The sequence below is a fragment of the Sneathiella chungangensis genome (assembly GCF_009882935.1).
GTDB lineage: Bacteria > Pseudomonadota > Alphaproteobacteria > Sneathiellales > Sneathiellaceae > Sneathiella > Sneathiella chungangensis.
In genome coordinates this window covers 1,003,337-1,018,420 of record NZ_WTVA01000015.1, presented here as the reverse complement: position 1 = coordinate 1,018,420, position 15,084 = coordinate 1,003,337, and the positions used below count along the sequence as shown (strand labels likewise).

Genomic DNA, 15,084 nt, shown 5'->3' with positions numbered 1-15,084 from the left:
AGTCTTTTGGATCAGGAGTCCTTTAGAAAACCAGCGGAGTGGAAAGTTGCTTCCCGGAAAAACTGTCATGGCGTTACTTTACCAGTTCAATTGGAAATCCGTGGGTTCCCTCTGCCTTGCCGGTATCCTCCTGCTCCTGATCTCCGCCTGTCAGCCCGCCAAGGTGAGCGAAAGCGAACAAAAGGACATCAAGGAAGATACCACAAATGCGAAAGGCGCCCAAGATCTCAAGGACCTGCTACCGCCGAAACGCACGCCGTCCTATGAGGATCTTACCAATACGCCGACGGTTGATCCGCTCGCCCGCCTGATCGAGCCGGGCCCCGCCGTTACCGGCCTGCGCGCGACCGCGCCGGCGGGCCTAACCGAGCCCATAAAAATCGCCATCCTGCTGCCCCTGTCCGGCCCGGCGGCGGCTGTCGGCAATGACCTCCTGAAGGCCGCGAATATTGCCCTTTTCGACCTCGCGAACGGTCAGGTGCAACTTCTCCCCTTCGATACGCAAGGGACGCCGCGCGGCGCGGAAAGCGCCGCGGCGGAGGCGCTCGTCTCAGGCGCGGAGCTTATCCTGGGTCCGCTTTTCTCCTCTTCCGTTGCCACGGTCCGGCCGCTTGCGCAATCGCGCGGCGTCAATGTCATCACCTTCTCGACGGATACGACGGTTGCCGGTGACGGGGTCTATGTGATGGGACTGACGGTCGGACAGCAGATCCGGCGGGTGATGGAATTCGCCTACCGGCAGGGCCTGTTCAATTTCGCGGTGCTCGCGCCGAATACGCCCTACGGCGACGCGGTGGTCCGGAATGTCACCGAAACCACGGGCAATCTCGGCCTTTTCCTCGATCGGACAGTGCGCTATCCGGTCAATGTCGCGCCAGGCTCGCAGGACCTTCACGAGATCGCGAAAACCCTCGGCGATTACGATCTCCGGCACAAACAGCTGCTCAAGGAAATCCAGCTCTACAAGAGCAAGGAAGACGATCAGTCGAAAGACTATGTCAAACGGCTGGAGAAGCTGGACACGTTCGGCGAGGTGACGTTCGATGCCCTGGTCATCCCTGAAGGCGGCGCGCGCCTGAAGGAACTGGCGTCGCTCCTCTCCTATTACGACGTCGATCCGGAAATCGTGCAGTTTATCGGCACCGGCCTGTGGGAAGATCCGTCCCTGTCGGCGGAACCGGCGCTGGTGGGCGGCTGGTTTTCCGCCCCCGCCCCCGCCAAGGCGGCGGAATTCCGGAAGCGGTTTGAAAGCCTCTATGGCTATCAGCCCTCCCGCATTGCCAGCCTTGCCTATGACGCCATGGCGCTTGCCGGGATCATGGCGCTCGATCCCGTCGATGCCCGTTTCAAGCGCGAGGATATTGAAAACCCCAGCGGCTTTACGGGATATGACGGCATCTTCCGCTTCCCGGAAAACGGCGTGGCGGAGCGCGGCCTTGCGGTGCTGGAAGTCGGACCGAAGGGGCAGCTTGTACTGGAACCCGCCCCGGACAGCTTCGCGCCCGCGCTAAACTAGGATTTCCGGCAGCAGGCTATTGAGGACGAGACGGCCGCGATCCGTTGCGCGCAGCCGCCGCCCGTCCATCTCCATCAATCCCGCGTCTATCAGCCGACGGAGCCGCGGCCGATCCAGAAAGTCGGTTATGGGCGCCCCGATGGCAGCGGAGAAATTCTCGAACCAGACGCCTTCGGCAAGTCGCAGCCCCATCAAGAGCAGTTCCTCCGCGCCCTCAAGCGGCCGGTCGAGCGGTGTTTCCGCTTCCGTGCCATGGCCCGCGGACTCGACCGCCGAAAGCCAGCTTTCCGGACGCTTCCTCTGTTGCGAGGCCGTTCTCACCCCACCGCGAACCAGTCGCCCATGCGCACCCGGGCCGACGCCGATATATTCGCCATAGCGCCAGTAAGTGAGGTTATGGCGGCATTCGAATCCGGGCCGGGCATGGTTTGAAATCTCATAGGCCGGCAATCCCGCCGCCGCGCATACCGCCTGCGTCATCTCGAAAAGCGCTTCGGCATTCTCTTCGGGCGGCAGGGCGAAGTCACCCCGGCGGACGGCACCGGCAAATCCCGTGTTGGGCTCGATCGTAAGCTGGTAGAGCGAGAGATGATCGCCCGCCAGCGAGAGCGCCCGCTCAAGATCGGCCCGCCAATCCTCGATGCTTTGTCCCGGCAGGGCGTAGATCAGGTCGAAGGAGATATTGGCGAAGGTCTCCCGCGCTAGCTCGATCGCCTGCAACGCCTCACCGACGGAATGTTCCCGCCCAAGGAATCTCAGCGCCTCATCCCGCATCGACTGCACCCCGAGGGAAAGCCGCGTCACCCCGGCCCCGGCATATCCTTTAAAAGACGCCGCCTCGACCGAAGTGGGGTTGGCTTCCAGCGTGATCTCGATATCGCTGGCAAAGGCGAAATGCGATCGCGCGCCGTCGATCAGCGCCCCGACCGTCTCGGGCGCCATGAGCGAGGGGGTGCCGCCGCCAAAGAAAATACTGGTCAGCGTTTTTTGCGAGGATTGCCGCGCGAAATGATCGAGCTCCCGCAGCAGCGCCGCGGTCCAGCGTCGCTGGTCAACCGTCTCGCGGACGTGGCTGTTGAAATCGCAGTACGGGCATTTCTTCCGGCAGAAGGGCCAGTGAAAATAAAGTCCGAAGCCGGGATCAGGGGCCCTATTTTTTGTCGAAGCAGGCATCGATCAGCTGCCGGAAGGCGTCGGCACGGTGGCTCATGGCATGCTTTTCCTCCGGCGCCATCTCGGCGAAGGTCACCTCATACCCGTCGGGCTGAAAAACCGGATCATAGCCGAAGCCCTTGTCGCCGCGCGGCGGCCAGATGGCCGTGCCCTCGACCGTGCCTTCAAAACTCTCCACATGACCGTCGGGCCAGGCGAGGGTGAGCGCGCAGATGAACCGGGCGCGGCGCTGCTCTGGCGTCATGGCGCCAGCTTTTCGGAGTTCGTCCTCAACCTTCTGCATGGCGAGCGAGAAATCCTTTGTCGGCCCCGCCCAGCGCGCCGAGAAAATGCCGGGCGCGCCGTCAAGCGCCGCCAGCGCAAAACCGGAATCGTCGCTGAGCGCCGCCATATTCGCGCCCCTTGCCGCGGCCAGCGCCTTGATTTCAGCATTGGCGATAAAGGTCTTCCCATCCTCCACCGGTTCCGGCAGGCCAAGATCACCGGCAGAGACAGGCGTCACGTCGAACGCCGCCAAAAGATCGCCAATCTCGCGAAGCTTGCCCGGATTATGGGTGGCGACGACGAGCTTCGAGCCGTCGAATTTCCGATGCCCGCTCAAATGCCGAGGGCCTGGCGCTGCAACACGCACAGATCCCTGACGCCCTTCTTGGCGAGCGAGAAGAGAGAGGCGAATTCCGCTTCGCTGAACGGGTTTTCCTCAGCCGTGCCCTGAATCTCGATGATCTGCCCTTCCGAGGTCAGGACGAAATTAGCGTCGGCCTGGGCATTGCTGTCTTCGGGATAATCAAGGTCGAGAACGGGCGTGCCCTGATAGATCCCGCAGGACACGGCCGCGACCTGCCCCTTCATCGGGATTTCGAGAATTTTCCCCTGCTCAACCAGCTTGTCAAACGCCTGATAGAGCGCAACATAGGCCCCGGTGATGGAGGCCGTGCGCGTCCCGCCGTCGGCCTGGATAACATCGCAATCAACCGTGATCTGGCGTTCGCCGAAGCCTTCAAAATTGACGAGCGCCCGCAAGGACCGGCCAATCAGTCGCTGAATTTCGACGGTGCGGCCCTGCTGCTTGCCCCGCGCGGCCTCCCGGCCCATGCGCGATCCGGTGGAGCGGGGCAACATGCCGTATTCCGCCGTCACCCATCCCTTGCCCGTGTTGCGCAGGAACGGCGGCACCCGATCCTCGATACTGGCGGTGCAGAGCACGTGGGTATCGCCGCATTTGATGAAACAGGACCCTTCGGCATTCTTCGCATAGCCGGGTTCCATAACGATGTCGCGCAATTGGTCGGGGGCTCTGCCGGAGGGGCGCATGAAACTTCCTTTACTTGAGATTATCGGTCGGCGCCTGTTGTACCCGCTGCACCAGATTGACGCAAGCCTCCCGCGTCACTACATTCAAACGGCAAGAAGGAACCGCCGTCAGGCATGAAAACGATATGACGATACAGGAACTTAATGAACGCAGCCGCGTCGTCTTCCGGCATATAGTCGAAACCTATATGCAAACCGGGGAACCCGTCGGCTCGCGCACATTGTCGCGCATCAGCGAGCTGGACCTTTCGCCCGCGTCCATCCGCAATGTGATGGCGGACCTCGCGGACGCCGGTCTCCTGTATTCTCCCCATACCTCCGCCGGGCGGCTGCCGACACAGCAGGGGCTGCGGCTGTTCGTCGACGGCATCCTCGAAATCGGCAATCTGACCGAGGCCGAGCGCGCCGATATCAAGGCGCGTTGTGCCGTCGAAGGCCGCAATATGGAGGAAATGCTGGGCGAGGCCTCGTCCATGCTGTCGGGACTGTCGAACTGTGCGGCGCTGGTGATCGCGCCGAAAAGCGACAGTTCGATCAAGCAGATCGAGTTCGTCCGCCTCGGCGTCGACCGGGCCCTGGTGATCATCGTCACCGCCAACGGCATGGTCGAGAACCGGGCCATCGAGCTGCCGCCGGGCCTCAGCGATTCTGCGCTCCGCGAGGCGTCCAATTATCTCAACGCCAAATTTGCCGGGCGGACCCTGCAGGAGGCGAAACAGGAGATTCAGCGCGAACTCGACAATCATCAGGCGCAGCTCGACGAATTGACGCAGGATCTGATCGCCCATGATATCGCCAGCTGGGGCGGCGGCGAAACGCTGATCGTCCGCGGCCATGCCAACCTGCTCCAGAATGTTCAAGCCCTTGAGGACCTTGAGAAAATCAGGGAACTTTTTGACACACTTGAAGTCAAGAAAGAACGGATTAAATTGCTGGAACTTGCCGAGGCCGGCCGCGGCGTCAAAATTTTTATTGGTTCGGAGAATAATCTTTTCTCGCTTTCCGGCACCTCAATGATTATCTCTCCCTACCAGAACAGCCGCGAACAGGTCATCGGCGCCATTGGCGTCATTGGCCCGACACGGCTAAACTATGCGCGTATCGTGCCGATGGTGGACTATACCGCGAAAGTTATTGGTAAATTGCTGGACTAAGGTCGAGATTAGGAAGCAGACAGGATGAATGAACCCAAGCAGCATCCCCTGAACGATCAGGAGGAACAGGAAAAAATGTCACAGGCAGCGGACACGCCGGAAACCGAAGCGGCCCCGGAAACGGAGGCAGCGGAAGACGGCGGCGAGAACGATATCGTCGCGGCGAAAGACGCCGAAATTGCCGAATTGAGGGACAAGCTGCTCCGGGCGATGGCGGATGTCGAGAATATGCGCCGCCGCACCGAGCGTGAGAAGCAGGATGCGCATACCTATGCGGTGACGAAATTCGCCCGGGACATGCTGGGCGTTGCCGACAACCTGCGCCGCGCAATCGAGAGCATTCCGGCGGCGGCCAGGGAAAATCCCGACGTGAAGAATGTCCTGCCCGGCATCGAATTGACGGAATCGGAGCTGCTCAACACGCTCGAGAAATACCAGATCCGCAAGATCGACCCGAAAGGCGAGAAATTCGATCCCAATCTGCATCAGGCGATGTATGAGATCGAGGATCCGACGGTGGAACCCGGGACCGTCCTTCAGGTCACGCAGGCCGGCTTCGTCATCGCCGACCGTCTGTTGCGCCCGGCCATGGTCGGCGTTTCCAAGGGCGGGCAGAAGCGCAGCGAAGCCCATGTCGACGAAAAGGTGTAGCCCCGGCGCTATGCCTTGACCGCGGCGGGACGGCGGCGGCCACGATATCCATCGATACTGTAGATTATCAGGCTAAGCCAGATCAGGCCGAAGGCGATCAGCCGCGACTGGTCGAACGGCTCGTTGTAGATATAGACGGCGATAAAGACATGCATCGTCGGCGAGAGATACTGCATGACGCCGATTGTCGTGAATTTGAGATAGCGCGCGGCGGTCGTGAACAGGATGAGCGGCGTCGCCGTCACCACGCCCGTGCCGATCAGCAAAAGGAAACTCCCGGTGTCGTAAAGAAAACCGCCGCCGGTCTCCCCGCTGGCGGCCGGATCCACGGTGAAGGTGAGATACAGCAGAAAGCCCAGCGCGAGGGGAAAGAGAAGCGTCGTCTCGACCACAAGCCCGACGGCGCTGTCGGTAGCAACCTTCTTGCGCAGCAATGCATAGAAGCCGAAGGAAAAGGCGAGCACGAGGGACACCCAGGGCAGATATCCGAGCTGAATCGTCAGGATCGTCACCGCCGCGATGGCGAGAAGGATCGAAACCGTCTGCCACCGGTTCAGCCGCTCGCCGAGGAACAGCATGCCGAGAAGGATATTGACGAGCGGGTTGATATAATAGCCGAGGCTGCCCTCGAGAATGCGGTCATTGGTGATCGCCCAGATAAAGGTCAGCCAGTTTCCGCCGATCAGCGCCGTCGTCAGCACGAATACCGACAGCTTTTTCGGATCGCGGTAAATCTCGATCAGCTGCCCTACCTTGCGCATCATCACCACCATCAGCAGGACGAAGACCGACGACCAGATCGCCCGATGCGCAATCACCTCCATCGGCGAGACATGGGAAAGCCACTTGAAATACACGGGCGCCCAGCCCCAGACGATGAACGCGCCGAATGCGCTGAGGAGTCCACGGGTCTCGTCAGGAGAGAAAAAAGGCGCGGCGGGGCGGTTCCCGCTACTTGGCGGCTCGCTGGTCAATCGAATTCCCTGTTATAACTTATGGTTTTATCGCTCCTCCCTCGTAACAGAGCAATTCGGGTAGGTAAAGCGGGGATAATGCATGGCCGGCATTCTTTTCCTGACGCGCGATGCCGCGCTTGCGACTGCAATATTATGGCACGCTTTGGCCATTCCAGCCCTTGCACTGAAATTGTTTCGAACTTATATACACGGCAACAAACGCAATGTTTTGACTCCCGGGGATCGCCTTGGTGCATGATGTGGCCATGACGGTCTGCCAATATTAGAGAGGATATGATGGCTAAAGTAATCGGAATCGACTTGGGAACGACCAACTCCTGCATCGCCGTTATGGACGGCAAGAATGCGAAGGTCATTGAGAATTCGGAAGGCGCGCGGACGACCCCGTCGATGGTCGCGTTCACGGAAGATGGGGAAAAGCTCGTTGGACAATCGGCAAAGCGCCAGGCGGTGACGAACTCGCAAAATACCTTCTTCGCAATCAAACGTCTTATTGGACGCCGGTTTGACGATAAAACCACCCAAAAAGACAAGGAGATGGTCCCCTACGAGATCGTCAAGGCCGATAATGGCGACGCCTGGGTCGAATCCCGCGGCGAAAAATACTCACCGAGCCAGATTTCCGCCTTCATCCTGCAGAAAATGAAGGAAACCGCGGAAAGCTACCTGGGTGAAAAGGTAACCCAGGCCGTGATCACGGTTCCGGCCTATTTCAACGACGCCCAGCGTCAGGCCACGAAAGACGCGGGCAAGATCGCCGGTCTTGAAGTGCTGCGTATCATCAACGAGCCGACGGCCGCCGCCCTTGCCTATGGCATGGACAAGGCGAACCAGACCGTTGCCGTCTATGACCTTGGTGGCGGTACGTTCGACGTCTCCATTCTTGAAATCGGCGATGGCGTCTTTGAGGTCCGCTCGACCAACGGTGACACCTTCCTCGGCGGTGAGGACTTCGACCTCAAGCTGGTCGACTATCTCGCCGATGAGTTCAAGAAGGAACAGGGCATCGACCTGCGCTCCGACAAGATGGCGTTGCAGCGCCTGAAGGAAGCCGCCGAAAAGGCGAAGATCGAACTGTCGTCTTCCCAGTCCACGGAAATCAACCTCCCCTTTATCACCGCCGATGCCTCGGGTCCGAAGCATATGCAGCTGAAGCTGACCCGCGCACAGTTCGAGCATCTGGTCGAAGACCTGATCAAGCGGACTTTGTCCCCTTGCGAAAAGGCATTGAAAGACGCCGGATTGCAGAAAGGCGAAATCGACGAGGTTATTCTCGTTGGCGGCATGAGCCGTATGCCCAAGGTGATCGAGGCCGTGAAAACCTTCTTCGGCCGCGAGCCGCACAAGGGCGTGAACCCGGACGAGGTTGTCGCCATTGGCGCCGCGATCCAGGCCGGCGTGCTGCAGGGCGACGTGAAGGACGTTCTGCTGCTCGACGTGACGCCGCTGTCGCTCGGCATTGAAACGCTGGGCGGTGTCTTTACCCGTCTGATCGACCGCAACACGACGATCCCGACGAAGAAGAGCCAGACCTTCTCGACCGCCGAGGATAACCAGCAGGCCGTGACCATCCGCGTGTTCCAGGGTGAACGCGAAATGGCGGCGGACAACAAGCTGCTTGGCAATTTCGACCTGACGGACATTCCGGCCGCGCCGCGCGGCGTACCGCAGATCGAAGTGACCTTCGATATCGACGCCAACGGTATTGTCAATGTCTCGGCAAAGGACAAGGGCACCGGCAAGGAGCAGAAAATCCAGATTCAGGCCTCCAGCGGCCTGAGCGAGGAAGATATCGACAAAATGGTCAAGGATGCCGAGGAGCATGCCGCCGAGGACAAGGCCCGCAAGGAAAAGGTCGAGGTGCTCAACCAGGCCGACAGCCTGATCCACGCGACCGAGAAAACGCTTGCGGAAGCGGGCGATAAGGTCGGCGACGACGTGAAGGGCCCGATCGAAACGGCGCTTGGCGAATTGAAGGAAGCCAAGGACGGCGACGACGTCGAGGCCATCAAGTCGAAGATGGAAGCCCTGCAGGCCGCCTCCATGAAACTTGGCGAAGCCCTCTATGCCCAGTCGCAGGGCGACGCCGGCGATGCCGCCGGGGCGGAGGACGCACAGTCGGAAAGCAGCGCATCGGATGATGACGTTGTTGACGCCGATTTCGAAGAAGTCGACGACGACAAAAAGGACAAGTAAGGATTTTGTTAGGGGGAACCCGCTAAGATCCTGTCTTCCAACATACCGCCTCGATCCCGGAATTCCGGGTCGGGGCGGCATTCGTTAAGTGATAGAGTTGATGGCCAAACGCGACTACTACGAAATTCTTGAGGTGGACAGCACTGCCGAGGCGGCGGCGATCAAGTCCGCCTACCGCAAGAAGGCGATGCAGTATCACCCTGATCGCAATCCCGGTGATGCCAAGGCCGAAGCCGCCTTCAAGGAAGTCAATGAAGCCTATGAGGTCCTGAAGGACCCGCAAAAACGCAGCGCCTACGACCAGTATGGTCACGCCGCGTTTGAAAACGGCGGCGGCCCCGGCGGCGCCCGCGGTTTTGGGGGCATGGGCGGTTTCAGCGATATTTTCGAGGACCTCTTTGGCGACTTCATGGGCGGCCAGGGCGGCGGACGGGCCCGGGCGCCGCGCGGCGCCGATCTTCGCTACAATCTCGAAATCTCCCTCGAGGATGCCTATCACGGCAAAAAGATGGAACTGAAAATCCCGACAACCGCCCCTTGCGAGAGCTGCGACGGGTCGGGTGCGGAGGCAGGCTCCGAGCCGGCGACCTGCGAAAGCTGCCATGGCGCCGGGAAAATCCGCGCCCAGCAGGGCTTTTTCACCATCGAGCGCACCTGCCCGACCTGCCAGGGCCAGGGTCAGGTGATCAAGAACCCCTGCAAGACCTGCCGTGGCCAGGGCCGCGTCCACCGCGAGAAAACCCTTTCGGTCAATATTCCGGCGGGCGTCGATGATGGCAACCGCATCCGCCTCTCCGGGGAAGGCGAAGCCGGCATGCGCGGGGGCGCGCCGGGCGATCTCTATATTTTCCTGACCGTCCAGGATCATCGCATCTTCCAGCGCGACGGCCAGAATATCCATTGCCGGGTTCCCATCCCGCTGACGACGGCGGCGCTTGGCGGCGACATCGAGGTGCCGACGCTTGACGGCGCGAAGGCGAAGGTCAGCATTACCGCCGGCACCCAGTCGGGACGCAAGTTCCGCCTCCGCGGCAAGGGCATGCCGGTGATGAATTCCCACAGCCACGGCGATATGTATATCCATACGATTGTCGAAACCCCGGTCAATCTCACGAAGCGCCAGAAAGAACTTCTGAAGGAATTCGAGGCCGAGGGAAAGGGATCCCACAGCCCTGAATCCGAGGGCTTTTTCGCCCGCGTGAAGGATTTTCTCGCTGACCTGAAAGACTGACCGGCGCCGCGCCGCAATCGCATCTCGCAACTTTCCTCCGTCTGTGGTAAATCCAGTGCGCGAGACGAAAGGTGTGTGACATGAGCGATTTAAGGATTGGAATTGTCGGGGCGGCCGGCCGCATGGGACGGATGCTGGTCCGGCAGATCGACGGCACGGCCGGATGCGTCGTTTGCGGCGGCACCGAGCCGGCGGGATCGGATTTTCTCGGCAAGGACCTGCAGTCCCTCGCGGGGCTGGAACCATCGGGCATCCTCATCAGCGACAATACCGCAAAACTGTTTGACGAGGCCGATGCGGTCATCGACTTCACCATGCCCGCCGCGTCGATCGCGCATGCGGCGCTGGCCGCCGAAAAGGGCAAGATCCTGGTTATCGGCACCACCGGCATCAGCAACGATCAGCAGGCGGAAATCACGGCCTGCGGCGACCGGGCGGTCATCGTCCAGGGCGCGAATATGAGCCTTGGCGTCAATCTGCTCGCCCAGTTGACACGGAAAGTCGCCGCCATTCTCGATGACGATTTCGATGTCGAAATTCTCGAGATGCACCATCACCACAAGGTCGATGCGCCCTCCGGCACCGCGCTGCTGCTTGGAAAGGCCGCCGCCGCCGGGCGCGGGGTCGATCATGACAGCGTCGCCGATCGCGGCCGGGACGGCATTACCGGCGCCCGCAAGCGCGGCGATATCGGCTATGCGGTGCTGCGCGGCGGCAATGTGGTCGGCGATCACACGGTTATCTTCGCCGCCGAGAACGAGCGGATAGAGCTGACCCACAAGGCGGGCGACCGCTCCATCTTCGCCCGCGGGGCGGTGCGCGCCGCGCTCTGGGCGCGGGGCAAGCCGGCCGGCAATTATGACATGATGGACGTGCTCGGGCTCGCAGACTGACCAAGGTCACCGGCGCGATAGGCACGCAGCGTCCTGGTGATCAGATCGCGGACCTCCAGCTTTTCCTCTTCCCCGAGGAAGGCGCCAATCTCGTAGGCCAGGCCGCGATTGACCAGCTGTAGCCTGCCCTTTTCTATCAGCGCCCGCGCCCAATAGGCGTCAAACGCCACCGCCTTTTCCCGGCCGTCCGGGGCAATGCGGGTAATGGTGATCCGGTCATCGCCGATGCGGATCGTCTCGAACAGGCGGGCGGCGCGGAAATTGTAGCGAAAGGCGAGGTAGATCAGCACAACGTCAAGCCCGAAGAAACCGAAGATCGGCCAGGCGCCAAGCGACCAGAACAGCAGCCCCGTCACGAAGCTGATACCGGTGATCAGGCTCATCAGAACGAGAAAGCCGGAGCGCGAGAGGCTCTGGTTCGGGTGAAGCGAGAGAAAGAGGGTATCCGCCGCGCCGGGCGGCGCGCCGTCGTCCGCTGTCATGTCATCCTGTTTCGCCACCCGCATCCTCCATATTGATTATTGCGCATGAATTCCGCCTATGCCAATAAGATAGAATGAAAAAAGCCGATATCAGAGAATTTTTTCGTCGTCTTCAGGAAAACAATCCGGAACCGCAAGGGGAACTCGACTATGTGAACCCCTTCACCCTGCTTGTCGCCGTAGTGCTGTCGGCGCAGGCCACCGATGTCGGCGTCAACAAGGCGACGGGACCGCTGTTCGCCGTGGCCGACACCCCGGAGAAAATGCTCGCCCTCGGCGAGGAGACGTTGCGCGATTACATAAAGACCATCGGGCTTTACAAGACGAAGGCGAAAAATGTCATCAAGCTATGCGACGCGCTGATCCGCGACCATGGCGGAAAAGTACCCGAAACCCGCGAAGAGCTGGAAAAGCTGGCCGGTGTGGGCCGGAAAACCGCAAATGTGGTGCTCAATATCGCCTTCGGGCAGCCGACGATCGCCGTTGATACCCATCTCTTTCGAGTCGGCAACCGGACCGGCCTGGCCCCCGGCAAGACGCCGCTGGAGGTCGAGAAGAAGCTTGAGAAAAATATCCCGAAGGAATATCTCCGCCACGCCCATCACTGGCTGATCCTGCATGGGCGCTACATCTGCAAGGCGCGAAAGCCCGAATGCTACCGCTGCCTCGTCGCCGATCTCTGCGCCTTCAAGGGAAAAACCGTCGCCTAACGGCAGTCAATGCGCGAGGCCGCGGCGTCACGACGCCTTTTTCGCGATAAAGGCCTCTTCCGCGCCGACGGCACGCAGATGATCGTTGAAGCATTGCTTGCGATCCAGATCGGAGAAGGAGGCGACGCTGCGGCCGTTGATGGCGATGTAGCGCACGACCAGCGAATCGCCTGATCCGCCCGGATAAAAGAACAGATGCAGCGCGCAACCGGGCGTCAGATACTGCCAGACTTCCGCCGGGCTGTCTTTCCGCCGCAGATTGGGATCACCGAAGGCCTTCATGATTTCCGCATCGCTCCGGCCGACGACGACCTCCGGTTCCAGCAGGATCGGCGGCTTGATCGCGGCAACGGCGGGCGGGGCCTGTTTTTTCGGCGCGGGGGCCGTCATCGGCTTCGCGGGCGTCGCCACCACCGTCTTCTGATCGCCGGATTTTGCCGCGGGGGCCGGCGGCGTTTGCGCACAGGCGCCAAGCCCGAGAGCCATGATGAGGAAAGCTGCAGATCCAGCCTTCATCGCGTCGCCAGTTCCCGGCCCTTTGGAACGCTGCCCACCCGCTTCTTATAGAGATGCACCATTGCCGCCGTGGCCACGATCGGCGCGACCAGATTGACGATCGGAATGGTCAGGGAGAAGGCGATGACGATGCCCATCATATACAGCTCCGTCGCGTTCTTCTTGCGAAGCCGGGTCACCTCCTCCATGTCGTGGTGGCGAATGGCCACCATCTGGAAATATTCGCGGGCGATGAGATAGCCGTTCAGGAGATAATAGACGAACAGATTGATCACCGGCATGAAATAGAGCGGCAGCACGATGATATTGCAGACAATGACCAGCGCGAGAAACTTGACCGCATCCCAGATACTGGACAGCAGCGGGACATTATGGGCCGGCGCATCCTGGGGATAATGCTCTTTTTCGACGGCATCGGAAATATCATCGAGAAACAGGCCGATCAGAGCACTGATAACCAGCGGAAACAGAAAAAAGCCGCCGAGCAGGAAGCCGAGGCCGGCCAGAAAGCTGATGACCGTATTGACCCAGCCATATTCAAACTCGGGGACCAAATTAAGGGATTCCGATGCGCCAAAGCCGACGAGAATGAAGATACCCGCCGTCAGCGCCAGGGCCTTGAGAAGAACCGAGCGGAACGCCTTGTCATCGAGCTGGCCGATGGCCTTGGTAATTGCGGAAAACAAATTACGCCCTTTTGTTTTTCAAACCAAAATACTGCTGGGTCATGTATGTGTTTATTCCCTCCGTTGCAAGAATTTTAAGGCTCAGGCGGGGGTTATCGGATCAATGGGAAGGCGCGCCGCGAAATCGTGGTCGCGTTCGAACGCATAGGCGGCCTGAAGCACGCGATCCTCGCGCGCATTCGGTCCCATGATCTGCAAACCGACCGGAAGGCCGCTTTTCGTGAAGCCGCAAGGAATTGAAATCACGGGACAATTGGTGACCGTCAGGATCGACGGCAGCGCCAGCCAGGACATATAGTTATCGAATTTCACCCCCGCGACTTCCTCGACATAGCGTTTCTGATGGCTGAACGGCGGCACGATCGACGTCGGCGTCAGAAGGAAATCATATTCGCTGAAGAATTTGACGACCCGCTGATAAAGCGCCCCCTGCGCCCGCTGGGCGGCGCCGATCTCGTCGGCCGTCAGTTTCGCGCCCTTCTCGACATTCCAGATGACCTCGGGCTTCAGCTTGTCGCGATGCGCCTTCAGGAGCGGCGCGTGATTGGCAATGAAAATCTGCGCCCGCAGGGTCTGGAAGATTTCCTCCCCGTCATGGAGATCCGGGCAGGTCTCCTCGACCCCGTCGCAATAGCGGGCGAAATCCTCCGCCGCTTTGGCGCAGATATCGCGAACCTCCGGATCGATCGGACATTGGCCAAGGTCGGGGCTATAGGCAACTCGGCCGAATTTCGGAATGGTCTTCAGGCTGTCGACATAGGAAATTTCGGGCGCGGGCAGGCTGCTCGGATCGAGAATATGCGCGCCGGACATCATATCGAGGAAAAGCGCCGCATCGGGCACGTTGCGGGCCATCGGGCCTTCGACAGGGTAGATCGAGAAGGGCAGTCTCAACGGGCCATGCGCCACCCGTTTCGGCGACGGACGCAGGCCGACAATGCCGGTAAAGCTCGCCGGTGTGCGCAGGCTGCCGCCAAGGTCGCTCCCTTGCGCAAGCCAGACCTGACCGGCCGCCAGCGCCGACGCCGCGCCGCCGGATGATCCGCCCGGCGTCAGGGTCGTGTTCCAGGGATTTGTCGTCGTTCCGAAAACTTCATTGAAGGTCTGCCCACCCGCGCCGAATTCCGGCGTGTTCGACTTGCCGACGACGATACCGCCGCGTTCCTCCAGCCGCTCCACCATGACATCGGACATCTCCGCAACCTGGTCGGCGAAGATGGGAGATCCCAGGGTGAACCGCACATCCTTGACCGGCGTCAGATCCTTGATCGCGATGGGAAGGCCATGCAGATGCATTTCCGGCCGGTCGGCGGGATTTTCCTTTTCAAGCCGCGCCGCATGCGCCCGGGCCCGGTCGAAGCACAGCGTCGGGATGGCGTTCACCGCGCCGTCCGTTTCCCCGATGCGCGCCTCGGCGGCGTGGAGCAGCTCGCCGGGAGACACCTTTCGCGCTTTCAGAAGACCGACAACGTCGGTTGCCGTCATTTTTGTTAATTCTGTCATTCTGTCGTCCTCTAAATAGTCGCGAGGCGCAAAGCCTGCTTGCTCCGTCGGGCGCAGCGACTATACTCGCCCGGTGCCGGAG

General features: G+C 60.6%; 16 protein-coding genes. 8 read left to right on the top strand and 8 right to left on the bottom strand.

Translation table 11 applies throughout. From position 1 onward, the window contains the following. Positions 1–67: 67 nt before the first annotated feature. Positions 68–1,516, top strand: coding sequence for a penicillin-binding protein activator (locus tag GQF03_RS17905; protein WP_161340666.1), 1,449 nt, complete (start codon positions 68–70; stop codon positions 1,514–1,516). Here the strand turns inward: GQF03_RS17905 and hemW are convergent. Genes hemW through rph form a run of 3 tightly spaced genes read right to left on the bottom strand, consistent with a single transcriptional unit; the run spans position 1,508 to position 4,003 of the window. Then, the gene (gene hemW, locus GQF03_RS17900) at positions 1,508–2,689 is read right to left on the bottom strand and encodes a radical SAM family heme chaperone HemW (protein ID WP_161340665.1); all 1,182 of its coding nucleotides are present in this window, start codon (positions 2,687–2,689) and stop codon (positions 1,508–1,510) included. The two genes, GQF03_RS17905 and hemW, sit on opposite strands and share 9 nt — an antisense overlap. Next, entirely contained in the window at positions 2,667–3,290 is a 624-nt protein-coding gene (rdgB, locus tag GQF03_RS17895; protein ID WP_162858498.1) for an RdgB/HAM1 family non-canonical purine NTP pyrophosphatase, read from the bottom strand. Before rdgB ends, hemW begins: the two co-directional genes overlap by 23 nt. Then, positions 3,287–4,003, bottom strand: a complete 717-nt coding sequence (gene rph / locus GQF03_RS17890; RefSeq protein WP_161340664.1) for a ribonuclease PH — start codon at positions 4,001–4,003, stop codon at positions 3,287–3,289. The genes rdgB and rph overlap by 4 nt, the downstream gene beginning before the upstream one ends. A 125-nt stretch (positions 4,004–4,128) precedes the next feature. Between rph and hrcA the strand changes: the two genes are divergently transcribed. Both hrcA and grpE read left to right on the top strand, forming a co-directional pair. After that, positions 4,129–5,157, top strand: coding sequence for a heat-inducible transcriptional repressor HrcA (hrcA, locus tag GQF03_RS17885; RefSeq protein ID WP_161340663.1), 1,029 nt, complete (start codon positions 4,129–4,131; stop codon positions 5,155–5,157). 24 nt (positions 5,158–5,181) lie between these two features. Next, positions 5,182–5,808 (top strand): nucleotide exchange factor GrpE, encoded by a 627-nt coding sequence (grpE, locus tag GQF03_RS17880; RefSeq protein ID WP_161340662.1) that lies wholly within the window; start codon positions 5,182–5,184, stop codon positions 5,806–5,808. Between the two features lie 8 nt (positions 5,809–5,816). Here grpE and rarD read toward each other — a convergent pair whose 3' ends face one another. Beyond that, the gene (gene rarD / locus GQF03_RS17875) at positions 5,817–6,782 is read right to left on the bottom strand and encodes an EamA family transporter RarD (protein WP_161340661.1); all 966 of its coding nucleotides are present in this window, start codon (positions 6,780–6,782) and stop codon (positions 5,817–5,819) included. An 82-nt stretch (positions 6,783–6,864) separates the two neighbouring features. On the opposite strand from rarD, the gene GQF03_RS17870 reads away from it, so the two are divergent. From GQF03_RS17870 to dapB, 4 genes are all read left to right on the top strand, one after another. Next, positions 6,865–7,023, top strand: coding sequence for a hypothetical protein (locus GQF03_RS17870; RefSeq protein WP_161340660.1), 159 nt, complete (start codon positions 6,865–6,867; stop codon positions 7,021–7,023). A gap of 38 nt (positions 7,024–7,061) precedes the next feature. Then, the gene (dnaK, locus tag GQF03_RS17865) at positions 7,062–8,981 is read left to right on the top strand and encodes a molecular chaperone DnaK (protein ID WP_161340870.1); all 1,920 of its coding nucleotides are present in this window, start codon (positions 7,062–7,064) and stop codon (positions 8,979–8,981) included. Positions 8,982–9,081: 100 nt separating this feature from the next. Beyond that, complete coding sequence (gene dnaJ, locus GQF03_RS17860; protein ID WP_161340659.1) at positions 9,082–10,212, top strand: molecular chaperone DnaJ; 1,131 nt, start codon at positions 9,082–9,084, stop codon at positions 10,210–10,212. An 80-nt stretch (positions 10,213–10,292) separates the two neighbouring features. Next, positions 10,293–11,105, top strand: coding sequence for a 4-hydroxy-tetrahydrodipicolinate reductase (dapB, locus tag GQF03_RS17855; RefSeq protein ID WP_161340658.1), 813 nt, complete (start codon positions 10,293–10,295; stop codon positions 11,103–11,105). Here the strand turns inward: dapB and GQF03_RS17850 are convergent. Then, positions 11,069–11,605 (bottom strand): DUF2244 domain-containing protein, encoded by a 537-nt coding sequence (locus tag GQF03_RS17850; protein ID WP_161340657.1) that lies wholly within the window; start codon positions 11,603–11,605, stop codon positions 11,069–11,071. The two genes, dapB and GQF03_RS17850, sit on opposite strands and share 37 nt — an antisense overlap. A 56-nt stretch (positions 11,606–11,661) precedes the next feature. Between GQF03_RS17850 and nth the strand changes: the two genes are divergently transcribed. Continuing rightward, a complete protein-coding gene (gene nth / locus GQF03_RS17845; protein ID WP_161340656.1) occupies positions 11,662–12,297 on the top strand; it encodes an endonuclease III in 636 nt (211 codons plus the stop codon). A gap of 27 nt (positions 12,298–12,324) precedes the next feature. Here nth and GQF03_RS17840 read toward each other — a convergent pair whose 3' ends face one another. The 3 genes from GQF03_RS17840 to GQF03_RS17830 all read right to left on the bottom strand — a co-directional run bounded on the left by GQF03_RS17840 (position 12,325) and on the right by GQF03_RS17830 (position 15,002). Beyond that, a complete protein-coding gene (locus GQF03_RS17840) occupies positions 12,325–12,813 on the bottom strand; it encodes a hypothetical protein (protein WP_161340655.1) in 489 nt (162 codons plus the stop codon). Further along, positions 12,810–13,499, bottom strand: coding sequence for an EI24 domain-containing protein (locus GQF03_RS17835; RefSeq protein WP_161340654.1), 690 nt, complete (start codon positions 13,497–13,499; stop codon positions 12,810–12,812). Before GQF03_RS17835 ends, GQF03_RS17840 begins: the two co-directional genes overlap by 4 nt. An 81-nt stretch (positions 13,500–13,580) precedes the next feature. Further along, positions 13,581–15,002 (bottom strand): amidase, encoded by a 1,422-nt coding sequence (locus GQF03_RS17830; RefSeq protein WP_161340653.1) that lies wholly within the window; start codon positions 15,000–15,002, stop codon positions 13,581–13,583. Positions 15,003–15,084 lie beyond the last annotated feature (82 nt).